Raw genomic sequence first — 13,971 nt, forward strand, 5'->3', positions numbered from 1 at the left:
CATTACAATGAGAAGACTAGTAACGAAGAGAGAGGGGCTATCTGATGACGCTGCGATTTATAACGGGACGGTCAGGGACAGGGAAGACCTATACGATAGAGCAGGAAATTGTACAAGCACTGCAGGCAGATCCGCTTGGCGCGCCGATTGTGCTGATTGTGCCGGACCAGATGTCGTATTCGCTGGAGCATAGTTTGGCTGCGCAATTCGGATTAAACGGCATGGTGCGTGCGCAAGTATTGACGTTCAAGCGGCTGGCATGGCGGGTGCTGCAGGAAACAGGCGGGATTACACGTCGCGAAGTGGACGGATTCGGATATCGGATGCTTATCCGCAGTGTGCTGGAAGAAAATCGTGAGGATTTCAAGTTATTCCGACAAGCGGCTGATAAGCGCGGATTCACGGAGCAGGTAGAGGGTGTGTTGAAAGAGTTCAGCCGGTATTGTCTGGATCACACAACACTTGCACAGCTGCATACCCAGCTCGCTGCAGCATCAGCGCCGCGTTCTTTAGTTGATAAAGCAGGGGATTTGTCATTGCTGCTGGAAAAAGTGGAAGAGCGATTAGGGTCAGCATATGTCGATAGTGAAGGGCATTTAGCGATGCTTGCCGGTCAGGTCCAGTTTTCTTCCTACATTCAAGAAGCAGACATTTACATAGACGGTTTCGAATTATTGACGAACCGGGAGCATGAAATTATCCGTGAGCTATTAAAATATGCAAAACGGGTTACTGTTGCGCTGCCGACGGATGAGCAGGGAGAAGCGACAGAGGATCACGAGTTGTTTTTCAGTCCGATGCGCACGAAACAAATCATTACAGAACTTGCGCGTGAGGAATCAGTAGAGATTGAAGCAGAGATGAAATTGACGACCGCACGCCGATTCCGAAATCCCGACGTGCTGCATCTCGAAGCTCAATTTGATAAATATCCAGCCGCCCAGCAAGTCAGCAGCGGAGATGTTCGGGTTATTGAAGCAACGGATCGCCGAGCTGAAATGCATGCCGTAGCCCGTTCGATTCGAAAGCTTGCGATGTCGGGGAAACGATACAACGATATGGCGATTTTGTATCGCCAGCCGGAAGTCTACGATGAATTGATCGAAACCATTTTCCCTCAGTATGATATTCCGGTCTTCATCAGCCAGAAAAAGCCGATGCTTCACCATCCGCTTATTGAATTTACGCGTTCTGTGCTGGAAGCAGTCACTGGAAACTGGTCCTACGAAGCAATTTTCCGTGCGGTGAAAACGGATTTGTTTTTCCCCCACGGAGAAGACCGTCAGATTTGGCGGGAACGTGCCGATCGGCTGGAGAACTATGTGCTGGCACATGGAATCCATGGCCACCGGTGGTTTGACGATGTACGATGGCGGGTGAAAAAGTATCGCGGCCTGGAGCTGCATACCGAAGTTCAGACAGATGAAGAACTCGCAATGCAGGCAGAGCTGCATAGTGTCCGGGATTTGATCCGCGGTCCTCTGGAAGGTCTGGGGAAGAAGTTGAAAGCTGCACAAGACGGCAGACAAGCGGCAGAGGCGCTGTTTGCTTTCATGGAAGAACTCCATGTCTATGATAAAATCATCGATTTGCGTGCTGAAGAGGAGCGTGCAGGGCGATTGCTCGGTGCGTCAGAACATGAACAGGCGTGGACAGGATGGATTAATATCCTGGATCAGTTTGTGCTCATGTTTGGAGATGTCAAGATGTCGCCGAAAGATGCTGTGAGAGTTCTGGATGAAGGATTCGATACGCTGGAGTTTGCTCGGATTCCGCCATCTCTGGACCAAGTGACGGTAATGACGATTGACCTTGCAACGTTTTTAAGTATTGACGAAGTGTTTGTCATTGGAACGAATGACGGCGTGCTGCCGCAGCGAATTGACAACGAAGGACTCATATCCGATACGGATCGGCAATGGTTTGAAAGGGTCGGATTTGAACTTGCCCCTTCTGCAAAATCCCGTTTGATGGATGAATCCTATAAAGCGTATCGTGCGTTCACTGCAGCTTCTGAAGGATTGACCGTGTCGTACCCCATTGCAGATGAAGCGGGAAAAGCATTGATTTCATCGCTTTATATCCCAAGACTTGGTCAAGTGTTCGAAGGGTTACAGACAGAAATTGCGGTTACCGATCCATTGGATTTATTGGAGGATGCGGATGAACTGCCTTACATCAGTCATCCAAGATCTGCATTGCCTTATGCCTTTGCCCAACTCCGCCATGCTGAAACTGAGGGAGGGGTATCGCCAATATGGCAGGCAGTCATTGCGTATTATGAGGACGATCCGCTTTGGTCATCGATTCTTTCTGGCATCCAGGGAAAACGGAAGCACGGAACAGATACCGAGCGTTTGACACCGGATTTAACACATGGTTTGTACGGAGAAACGATGTCGTCCAGCGTATCACGCGTGGAATCTTATTACAGCTGTCCATTCCAGCATTTCGCGACCTATGGACTTGGGCTGCGCGAGCGCTCGGAATTCACGTTGGAAGCACCGGCGATTGGAGATTTGTTCCACGCTGCATTGAAATGGGTATCTGACGAAATTATGAGGACCGGTGCCACGTGGGCAGGGTTAACGAAAGAAGATTGCTTCCGTTTAGCACGAGAAGCTGTGGATGGCATCGCGCCTTATTTCTTCCATCGGATTTTACTGTCGACGAGCCGGCATGTCTATATTAAACGCAAGTTAACCCGCATTATTCAGCGGACGCTGTTTGCGCTTCGCAGTCAGGCAACTGCTTCCAGCTTTGAACCGATTGCTGTGGAAGTTGGATTCGGACCGGGCGAGCAGATGCCGCCTCTGTCTATTCCTTTAAAACGAGGAGGCCAGATGAATTTACGCGGGCGAATTGACCGAGTCGATGCATCGAATGTCAAGGATAAAACCTATATCCGTATTGTCGATTATAAGTCTTCTTCGAAAGCTCTCGATTTGACTGAAGTGTATTACGGATTGTCGCTGCAAATGCTGACGTATCTGGACGTAGCGCTCGAGCATGCTGACGAATGGCTGCATGTTCACGCGGATCCTGCGGGGATGCTGTATGTCCACGTCCATAATCCGATGGTGCGAAGCGTTCAGGAGCTGGCGGAAGAAGCGATTGAAGAAGAGATGTTGAAATCGTTTTCGATGAAAGGCTATGTGCTGGAGGATTTATCGGTCGTCAAAGAAATGGACAGTGATATTGAACGATCGTCCAAAATAATTCCTGCCCGTGTGAAAAAAGATGGTTCGTTCTATGCGACCTCTAAAGTACTCGCACCTGACGATATGCAATTACTGCGCGGGGCAGTCCGTTCCCGCCACCGTCAAGCGGGTGACGCGATGCTTGCAGGAGATGCACGGGTCTATCCATATCGATTGAAAGAGCGGATGCCGTGTAACTACTGTCCGTACCAAGGAGTTTGTCAGTTCGACACGACGGATCCGGACGCAAAGTACCGGAATTATGCAGAACTTTCTGCGAAAGAATCGCTTGAAAAAATGCGGAAGGAGGTTGAAGGCGATGCACATACCACCGAAACCGAGTGATGTAACGTTTACAGATGACCAGTGGAAAGCAATTTACGCATCTGGCCGGGATATTCTCGTTTCTGCTGCAGCGGGATCTGGGAAAACGAAAGTGCTGATCACGCGTCTGATTCAAAAAGTTTTAGATGATAAAAATCCGATTAACGTGGATGAATTGCTTGTCGTGACCTTCACGAATGCTGCAGCTGCAGAAATGCGGCATCGAATGGGATCAGCCCTGGAGGAAGCAATCGCATTGCACCCAGAGTCTTCGCATCTGCGCAAACAGCTGAGTTTATTAAACAAAGCACAGATTTCTTCCATGCACTCATTCTGTTTGAATGTCGTGCGGCAATACGCGTATTTGCTTGATATCGATCCGGGATTCCGAATTGCGGATCCCACGGAAGCGGCGTTACTGCGAGACGATACGATTGCAGATGTGCTGGAAGACGCCTATAGCGCCGAAAATCCCGAAGCGGTGTATCGTTTGGCGGACAGTTTCACGTCTGACCGGAATGACCAGTCTTTGGAATTATTAATCGATCGGCTGTACGACTATTCCCGTGTTCATCCTGAACCTGAATCGTGGCTGCTGCAAATTCCTCAGCAATACGAAATTGGCGATGACATTACTATCGATGACTTGGAATTTATCGGACCGTTGAAATCGGCCATACAGCAAAAGCTGGAAGAAGCGGCCGCACTTGCAACGGATATGCACCGCATTGCAGATTTGCCAGATGGACCAACTGCTCTCATAAAGACGGCAGAAGCGGACTTAGTGTGGATCAACGAAGCCATCCGTTCAATTTCAACAGGCACTTGGGAACAAACGCACGCGTTTTTCCAACAGCTGATCTGGGTGAAAGCAGGTGCTGTGAAAAAAGATTCGTGTGATGAAGAACTCGCAAAGCGCGCAAAATCGTTACGAGATTCCGTGAAAAAGCTGGTCACAGGTATCAAGGACGCCTATTTCGTCCGGACACCTGCGCGTTTGCTTACAGAGATCCGTTTAATGGCACCGATGATGCATACGCTCATTGAGCTGGTCATAGAATTTGGTCATCGCTATCGCACCGTTAAATCGGAGAAAGGGATTGTCGACTTTTCCGACCTCGAGCATTTCGCGCTGGATATTTTAACGAATCGTGAAGGTGACGTTCTGGTCCCATCTGATATAGCTATAGACTATCGGTCGAAGTTCAAAGAAGTGCTCGTCGATGAATACCAGGATACGAATTTACTGCAAGAAGCGATCGTCCAGTTCGTAAAAAGCGGGTCGGAATCAGACGGCAACTTGTTCATGGTAGGGGATGTGAAGCAGTCCATCTATCGTTTCCGTCTAGCTGAGCCGGGCTTATTCTTAGGCAAATACGGACGATTTACTGAAGATGCGATAGATCAAGGATTGAAAATCGATTTGAACGCGAATTTCCGGAGCCGTAAAGAAGTGCTGGATGCGACAAACTTCATTTTCTCTCAAATCATGGGGGAACGAGTCGGAGAAATCGAATACGACGAAGCGGCAGAGCTGAAATACGGCGCGCGTTATCCGGAGACTGAAACGGCAGCACATTTGACCGTCCTATACTCAGAAGAGGAAGAGTTTGAAGACGAAATGGCGGAGGACTTGGAGAATCTGAAGAGCTCTCAAGCAGAAGCCCGTTATATGGTGAAGAAAATCAAACAGTGGATGGCAGACGGACATGAAGTGTGCGATGCATTCAGCGGGGAAAAACGTCCAATCCGTTATAGCGATATTGTTGTTCTTATGCGTTCAATGACGTGGTCTGCTGAAATTGCAGAGGAATTCAAGCGGGCAGAAATTCCTGTGTACGTAGAGTTGTCCCGCGGCTATTTCGATGCACTGGAAGTAACGATTATGTTGAATACGCTGCGGGTGATCGATAATCCGTATCAAGATATTCCGCTCGCGTCCGTTCTGCGTGCACCGTTTGTCGGCATGACGGAGAATGAGTTAGCACAAGTGCGGCTCGCTTCGAAAAACGCACCGTTTTATGAAGCGCTGAAGACGTTCATCGCAACGAAGGGATCTGGAATGGCGCCTGAAACACAGCAAAAGCTGCAGCGATTCTTGCTTGCGTTTGAAGAGTGGCGGAATCTAGCGCGCAGGGGTTCATTGTCAAAACTCATTTGGCAGGTTTACAGTGATACGAACTACTATGAAATGGTAGGCAGCATGTCGAACGGAAAGCAGCGTCAAGCGAATTTGAGGGCGCTGCATGATCGTGCGATTGAATATGAGAAAACCTCATTCCGCGGCTTGTTCCGCTTTTTGCGTTTTGTCGCTCGGATGCAGCGGCGCGGAGATGATCTCGGAGCCGCCCGTTATTTGAGTGAAAAAGAGGATGTCGTGCGCATTATGACGATTCACTCATCTAAAGGATTAGAATTTCCGAATGTGTTTGTCGCTGGGATGGGCAGGCAGTTCAACAAAATGGATTTCAATGAACCGTATTTGTTTGACCAGCATTTCGGACTTGCGGTGAAAGCGATTGATCCGGATAAACGGGTTATGTATACATCGCTGCCGTTTTTAGCGATGAAAGAGCAGAAAGAGCTGGAGATGCGTTCTGAAGAAATGCGTATTTTGTATGTTGCGATGACACGGGCAAAAGAACAGCTGGAGTTAGTTGCGACAGTGAAAGATATCGAAAAGTCGATGACGAAGTGGCAAGATGCACAGCTCGTTGAACCCGGGCAGCGGTTACCGGATTACATGCGTTCGCGTGCGAATGGCTATTTGGATTGGATTGGGCCGGCGGTTGCGCGCCATGAAGACTTTGTAAAGTTCGGTTCGACGCAAGGTGCACTGGTGAATGATCACCCTTCAAAGTGGAACATCAATGCACTCCCGGTATCCTATTTCAGTGAATCCTTGGTTGAGCCAGAGTCCAGGGAGGATTTATCAGAAGCAGAAGAATTGTCGATCCCAGCTGTGGATGACTCTCTTCTTGTGGAAGTGAAGAGACGGTTTGATTATCAATATCCGCACCTTGCATCTGTTAACAAGCGGTCGAAAGTTTCAGTGACAGAATTGAAACGGGTTGCACAATTAGAAGCAGAGTCGGCGCTGAATGATCCATTTGCGAATCGCGATGGGGAAGTGAGCCAGGCTTACTTGCACGAGCGCCCTGCTTTTTTACAGCAGCGATCGATTAGCGCAGCTGAAGTGGGAACCGCGATGCATACAGTGATGCAGCATATTGACCTGTCGAAAACGAATGATGTTGAGCGCGTTGAAGCGCTTTTGAATGATCTGGTGAATCGACAATTGCTGACCGCAGAAGAAATAAAGGCGATAGACCGGGAGGCAATTGTCCAGTTTGTGAACTCATCGGTTGCGGTTCGGATGCAGCAGTCCGCACGGGTGCTAAAGGAACTGCCATTCACGTATGCATATGATGGAGCGGATGGAGATTCGCAGATTCTCCAGGGAATCGCGGATTGCTTATTTGAAGAACCTGACGGATGGGTGCTGCTGGATTATAAGACCGATCGATTAAAAGGACGGTTTCCATCTGAAGAAGCGGCTGATCAGGAAATGCAGTCGCGCTATCGCATTCAGCTCAGTTTATATAAAACTGCAATTGAAGCAATTACACATGTAAAAATTAAAGAAATGCTGCTTTATTTGTTTGATGAAGGTCGGGCATTGACAGTTCAGGAGGAGACAGTTTGACTAGACTACCAACCGGCGATGCCGGACGGATTGAAGCGCTGGATATGCTTCGAGGATTTTCTTTACTAGGTATTTTCATCGCAAACATGCTCGTTTTTCACTCTCCCTATATGTATATGGATCCGTATAGCTGGTTCGCGGACAATGGTGAGGGACTGCCGTTCATGTGGGTTGATATTTTCATAGAAGCAAGTTTTTATCCGATATTTGCGATGCTTTTCGGGTATGGACTAAGTATGCAGTATGAAAAGTCATTGCTGCAGAAATCACCATTTGGACCTGTGGCAGTGCGCAGAATGTCGATTTTGCTTTTGTTCGGGCTCATCCATGGGTTCTTCATCTGGTCAGGAGATATTTTGTTCACGTACGCCATTATGGGCTTCGTCATGATTGCACTTGTCCGGGTTCCACCCAAGTGGTTGTTTTTTGGAGCAATTGCGCTTTATGCCGTGCCGAACGGCTTGATCACTGGATTGTTGTACCTAGCTGAACAATTCGATACAGGCGCTGGGCTATCCGAGTTTGCAGACATTCAGCAGCTCCAGGAATCAATTGAAGTATATGGGCATGGAAGCTACGCAGCAGCCCTCGCGTTCCGTGCAAAAGAATGGGTAATGATAAGCGGTTTAAACCTATTCTTAACGCCAGTGATGATTTTGCCGCTTATGATGATCGGGGCAGCGTTTGCGAAGTGGAAAATTTTTGAACGTGCGAAGGAATTGAAAAGCCGTTTAGTTGTCGTGGGATTAAGTACACTGATCATCGGCTTATTATTAAAGGCATTGCCATTCTTGATTGGACCTGATCCATCTATGCAGCTCGTTCAAACGTATTTCGGCGGACCGCTAGTTGCGATTGGATACGGGGCATTGGTTCTGCTGCTTTGTACAACTTCATGGTTTACGAAAGTATTCCGCCCCATTGCCAAAGCAGGGCGTATGTCCATGACAACGTATATTGGTCAATCCGTCATCGCGACGCTCATCTTCTATCACTATGGATTCGGCATGTACGGCAAAGTAGATATTATGACAGGAACGCTTATGGCTGTCGGAATCTTTGTCGTTCAAGCGCTGCTCGCAGACTTGTGGCTATCCCGCTACAAGATGGGACCTATCGAATGGGTATGGCGAATCGGAACGTATGGCACAATTTTATCGAATAAAAAGGAGAAACGACGAGACTTGTCGTAACAGTACGTAATGCAAACCAATGATGGAAGGGATGGACTACTCAATGAAACTACTTTCGTTCAAGTATGACGGGAAGACATTATTCGGACCTAAAGTGAAAAAAGAGGAAGCGGTATGGGATGTACAGAAAATTGCTGAGGCAGTTGGCGTGCAAAACTTCCCAGAGTCGATTGCAGAAGGCGTAGCGAGCGGCATGGATTTTGTCGAACAAATCCGTAATTTATGTGAGCAAGCGCGCGTGCATGAAGATATGAATGCGTTCAAGTATTCCTACGAAGCAATCGAATGGTTATCTCCAATTCCACGGACTCCTAAAAACGTCCTGTGCGTCGGTAAAAACTACGCGGATCACGCATCCGAAATGGGCGGAGAAGGCGCTCCGGAAAAAATGATGATCTTCACGAAAGCACACACTGCAATTGCAGCGGACGAACAGAAGTTGTCAGTCCATGAAAACGTAACAAATCAGCTTGACTATGAAGGGGAGCTTGCAGTTGTCATCGGAAAAGGCGGCCGCAATATTCCAAAACAGCTCGCATACGATACCGTTTTCGGCTATACGATTGCAAACGACTTGACTGCGCGTGATTTGCAGGCCGAGCGCAAGCAGTTCTTCCTAGGAAAAACACTTGACGGCAGCTGTCCGCTTGGTCCATATATCGTAACGAAAGACGAGATTCCGAATCCGCATAATTTGTCCATTGTGACAAAAGTGAACGATGATGTCCGTCAAAATGGCAATACCGGTTCTATGATCATTCCAATCGATGAAATCATTTCGGAACTTTCCAAGTTTGTCACACTTGAGCCGGGCGATGTCATTTTGACTGGGACTCCAGCAGGTGTGGGGAAAGCAATGGATCCGCCAAGCTACTTGAAAGCTGGGGACACTGTGAAAGTGTCTGTTGAAGGTATCGGAACACTCGTGAACTACTTCGAGTAAGAGTCCCTTATTTTGCCTGGCTTATGATGTATGGTAAGATAATACATGCATTTAAGACAATTGAATGAGGTGAATAACTTGGATCTTTTAACAAACTCAACACACTTGCATATCTTTTCATGGGTTGTTGGCATTATCGTATTTCTAATTGCTGCGACGCAACCGCTTGACTCAAAAGGCCGTAAAATTTTGAAAATGGTATTACGTGTATTCTACATTTTGATCATTGGTACTGGATTAGCACTGTTCATTAAATATATGAGCGGTGACGCTGCGTTGTATGGCGTGAAATTCCTATTTGGTATTTTGACAATCGGAATGATGGAAATGGTACTTGCACGTCAGGCGAAGCACAAGCCCGCTCAACTATTTTGGATTTTGTTTGCCATTTCAGTATTGATTACTGTAGGACTTGGTTTCCACTTGCCGTTTGGTATCAAGCTCTTCTAATATTCTTTGTCGATGGACGAACGAAGGAGGGTTTCGAATGGTCGGATGGACGGTATTGCTAGCTGTTTTCGGTATCATGCTTCTATTCGCACTCTCTGTAGTGGTCACAGCACGGAGAATGAAAGCGACGGAAGACAATGATGAGTTCGAGTGAAATCAGGAACCCGCTGAAACGTTTCAGCGGGTTTTGTTATGCCGTTTTCACAGGATTGACTTATTTTTGAATGCTGGTTTTAGTTTTCTTCATAAACCATGGCGACGGATAGTGTGGTTTGGTAATATTAAGTGATGAGTTATGATCAGAATTTGTGATTTATGAGCGGATTGCGCGGGTTATGATCATAATTTGAGATTTATGAGCGGATCGCGCGGTTTATGATCAGATTTTGTGATTTATGAGCGCGTCGCGCGGGTTTATGATCACATTTCGGGATTTATGAGCGGATTGAGCGGTTTATGATCACAATTCGAGATTTATGAGCGGATCGCGCGGTTTATGATCACAATTCGAGATTTATGAGCGTTACGCGCGGGTTATGATCACAATTCGAGATTTATGAGCGTTACGCGCGGGTTTATGATTAGATTTCGAGATTTATGAGCGGGCCGCGCGGGTTATGATCATAATTTGAGATTTATGAGCGGATCGCGCGGTTTATGATCAGAATCCGAGATTTATGAGCGGATCGCGTGAGTTATGATCAGAATTTGTGATTTATGAGCGCGTCGCGCGGGTTTATGATCAGAATTCGAGATTTATGAGCGGACAGCACTAGTTATATTCAACACCCCATGGATTTATTGTAGAAGGAGGCTTTTTTAGTGAACGTCAAACGACTGATGAGTATAACGATGATGGTTCTTTTGCTGGGAACGACGGCACTTCCGGGCTTGGCTTCTGCTAAGGCTGAGCGGACCTTGAAAGACGAAAGTATATATGATTTATTGGTTGACCGTTTTAATAATGGGGACGGACGGAATGATGCAGACACCGATACTCAAGATCTGTCTGCATTTAACGGAGGCGATTTCTCCGGGATTTCCCTTCGTTTGCAGCATATTTTAGATATGGGCTTTACCGCCGTTTCCATTGGGCCTGTTTTCCAGACCGCGTCTTATGACGGCAATGAAGTGCTGGATTACACGAAGTTCGAGAAGCATTTTGGCACCGAAGAAGACTTTAACGCGATGCTCGATGAATTGCACGATAAAGACGTTCGTGTCATCGCAGACTTCCCATTAGCGGGAGTGAGCAAAAATCACGTATGGGCCAGCAAACTTCCGTTTACTCAAGGTGAAGGAGATACGATTGATTGGAAAGCAGATGATGCGGACGTTCAGAAAACCCTTCTAGAAACTATGGTGGACTTCGTGAAAACGTATCCGCTGGACGGGCTTCGTTTAACGAAAACGGAAGGGTATTCAAAAGAAGTCCTCAACCAATTTATAGCTGCATTGAAAAAGGCATCACCTGATTTGTATGTATTATCTGGTGAAGAAACTGAAGCGGATGTGGACTCTCAGCCAAACGATGCTTCCATCGAGGCTTTGCGTCAATCCTTCGTAAAAGTGGATCCGGATTCTTCTCCGATGAACCAATTTGAAACGAGCAATCCGAGTGACTTGATTGAATTTGATCAGTTAACGGGTCCGCGTTTCACATACGACATCGTTGAACAGCGCATGTTCCCTCCAACACGCTGGAAAGTAGCCGTCACTGCGCTATTTACGTTACCTGGAATTCCAGTTATGCCTTATGGCACTGAAATTGCAGTGAACGGAAAAGAAGCACCTGAAAGTCATCCATTGTTCAACTTTAAGACGGATATGGAACTGAAAGAACTCATTGGGAATTTGAATTCACTTCGGAACCAATCGAAAACACTTCGAAACGGTGACTTCAAAATGCTGCACAACAAAGATGGATACATGGTCTATAAAATCTACGACGAAGATGAATCGTGGATTATTGCTATCAATAATACATCTGAAACACAAAGTTATGAACTGGATCCCGACGAGATTGGAAGCAAAAAGCGTCTGCGCGGACTGCTGGACAGCGACCAGATCGTAGAGACTGAAGATGACAAATACCACGTTGTTGTGGATCGCGAAATGGCGGAAATCTATTTGGTGAAAGACGATAAAGGGTTCAATATCCCTTATCTGATTGCGTCGATTATGGTCTATGTTTTATTCTTAAGCTTCCTTTGGGCAGTTTGGAGAAGAGGCCGTAAAGCACGTCAAGAACGAAAAGCAGCAGCGAAGAAGTAAGAATGAAGAAGAGCGCATCATGTGCTCTTTTATTTTAAGAAAATGTACCACCAAAAAAGCAGTCCAGTCTCCCATGATGAATTCGGAGGACTGGGCTGTTTTTTATTGTTTATTCAAGAAAAATACTGAGAGTGTTCCAGGACCGGCATGTGAACCGATGACCGAACCAATCATATGAATTTGAATTTCTTTTGGATGGAACTTTTCTTCGATCAAGTCCCGTAACTCGTTAGCTCCAGCTTCGTCGTCACCGTGACTTATGGCAACCACTTGCTCGGAGACATGATCTCCGCGTTCTTCCATGAGCTCTAAAATTCTGCGGAACACTTTTTTACGGCCGCGATGTTTTTCAATGGGCACCAATCGTCCGCTCTCTACATGAAGTAACGGTTTGATGTTCAATAGTCCGCCGAAAAATGCACTTGCTTTCGACACTCGGCCGCCTTTAGCGAGGTAATCGAGATCTTCAACTGTGAACAGATGCTCCATATTGCCCGCCATTTTGCGAACTTTGCGTTCGATGGACCGCACGTCCTCTCCGGCGTCCCGCAGGCGAACTGCTTCTTGGACAACTAACCCACAGCCAAGGGACGCACAACGCGTATCGACTACAATCAAGTTCATGCGCGGGTTGCCTTCTTTTACCTGATCGCGCATCATGACAGATGTCTGATATGTACCCGACAATTCGGAAGAGAACGCGATGTAAATTCCATCTTCTCCAGTCTCGGCGAATTCTTTCCACAAAGCGAGAACCCGGTCCGGTGAAACTTGGGATGTTTTCGGCTGCTTGCCAGCACGAATTGCTTGGAATACTTCTTTCGAGTCGATATCCACAATATCTTGATATTCTTTCCCGTCCAGCAGCACTGTCAACGGCAGTAATGTAACATTATGTTCATCTAAATACGATTTCGGCAAGTCGCATCCACTGTCTGCGAAAATTTTCATGGGAATCCTCCAATCGCTTTATGAAGTTTTTAAATTCAATCGTTCTTGTAACATTATGGCAATGCCGTCTTCATTATTCGTAAGTGTGATTTCGTTCGCAATCGACTTCAGCTGATCAATCCCGTTGCCCATTGCAACCCCGATTCCTGCATAATCGATCATTTCTAAATCGTTATCTTCATCTCCGAACGCAATAATTCGTTCTTGCGGTATACCAATCCACTCCGAAACTTTGGAAATTCCGACCGCTTTGTTCAGGCCATGACGTATGACCTCAACGATTTCCCACGGAGCCCCCCAGCGTCTATGCTCAATGACTTCCGCATGGACTTCCTCCAAATGCTTGCGAATCGGATCTGCCATTCCATCGCCGCCTTGAATGAGCAGACTCGTAGGATTCACTTGTAAAGATTGACGAATGTCACCTTCTTGAATCTTCGGGCTTCCCGAACTGAAGATATCGAGGAGATGCTCGTCGTGGTACTGCAAATAGACGTCATCCATTACTTCTGCTACGATATTTTTCAGGTTAAAGTCCTGCATCGCATCTATAACGTCTTTGACAACTGGTAAATCAATCGTTTCATGGAAAGTTTTCCAAGTCCGGTCAGTAGGGTGATGAACGAACGCGCCATTGAAGTTTACGATTGGCGTTTTCAGTCCAAGCTGACGGTAATAAATTTCACTGGAACGATAGGGGCGTCCCGTCGCAATCATAATCTGATGGCCTTCCGATTCCGCTTGTTTCAATGCAGCTAGCGTTTTTTCAGAGATTACTTTTTTATCATTTAATAACGTTCCGTCTAAATCGAGTGCGATTAAATGTGGTTTCATGACAAAACGCCTCCTTCCTCATTCAAGTGTATCCTTTTGGAAGCATGCAAGTCAAAAAAGTAATTACACGTGCGCAACTTTTGTTTTTTTAGAAAA

General features: G+C 46.8%; 8 protein-coding genes. 6 read left to right on the top strand and 2 right to left on the bottom strand.

Going from position 1 to position 13,971, the window contains the following annotated elements; translation table 11 throughout:
- The first annotated feature begins 44 nt into the window (after nucleotides 1–44).
- From addB to PGH26_RS03785, 6 genes are all read left to right on the top strand, one after another.
- Entirely contained in the window at nucleotides 45–3,545 is a 3,501-nt protein-coding gene (gene addB / locus PGH26_RS03760) for a helicase-exonuclease AddAB subunit AddB (protein WP_323692690.1), read from the top strand.
- Nucleotides 3,520–7,230 carry a helicase-exonuclease AddAB subunit AddA gene (gene addA, locus PGH26_RS03765; RefSeq protein WP_323692691.1) on the top strand — a complete coding sequence of 1,237 codons (3,711 nt, stop codon included), beginning with the start codon at nucleotides 3,520–3,522 and terminating at the stop codon, nucleotides 7,228–7,230. Before addB ends, addA begins: the two co-directional genes overlap by 26 nt.
- Complete coding sequence (locus PGH26_RS03770; RefSeq protein ID WP_323692692.1) at nucleotides 7,227–8,423, top strand: DUF418 domain-containing protein; 1,197 nt, start codon at nucleotides 7,227–7,229, stop codon at nucleotides 8,421–8,423. Before addA ends, PGH26_RS03770 begins: the two co-directional genes overlap by 4 nt.
- A 43-nt stretch (nucleotides 8,424–8,466) precedes the next feature.
- A complete protein-coding gene (locus PGH26_RS03775) occupies nucleotides 8,467–9,366 on the top strand; it encodes a fumarylacetoacetate hydrolase family protein (protein WP_323692693.1) in 900 nt (299 codons plus the stop codon).
- 78 nt (nucleotides 9,367–9,444) lie between these two features.
- Nucleotides 9,445–9,816 carry a YisL family protein gene (locus PGH26_RS03780; protein ID WP_323692694.1) on the top strand — a complete coding sequence of 124 codons (372 nt, stop codon included), beginning with the start codon at nucleotides 9,445–9,447 and terminating at the stop codon, nucleotides 9,814–9,816.
- A gap of 822 nt (nucleotides 9,817–10,638) precedes the next feature.
- Nucleotides 10,639–12,090, top strand: coding sequence for an alpha-amylase family glycosyl hydrolase (locus tag PGH26_RS03785; RefSeq protein WP_323692695.1), 1,452 nt, complete (start codon nucleotides 10,639–10,641; stop codon nucleotides 12,088–12,090).
- Between the two features lie 102 nt (nucleotides 12,091–12,192).
- Here the strand turns inward: PGH26_RS03785 and PGH26_RS03790 are convergent, their stop codons facing one another.
- Nucleotides 12,193–13,041 (bottom strand): DegV family protein, encoded by an 849-nt coding sequence (locus tag PGH26_RS03790; RefSeq protein ID WP_323692696.1) that lies wholly within the window; start codon nucleotides 13,039–13,041, stop codon nucleotides 12,193–12,195.
- An 18-nt stretch (nucleotides 13,042–13,059) separates the two neighbouring features.
- Nucleotides 13,060–13,875, bottom strand: a complete 816-nt coding sequence (locus PGH26_RS03795) for a Cof-type HAD-IIB family hydrolase (protein ID WP_323692697.1) — start codon at nucleotides 13,873–13,875, stop codon at nucleotides 13,060–13,062.
- Between the last annotated feature and the right edge of the window lie 96 nt (nucleotides 13,876–13,971).

This window comes from Sporosarcina jeotgali (genome assembly GCF_033304595.1).
Lineage (GTDB): Bacteria > Bacillota > Bacilli > Bacillales_A > Planococcaceae > Sporosarcina > Sporosarcina jeotgali.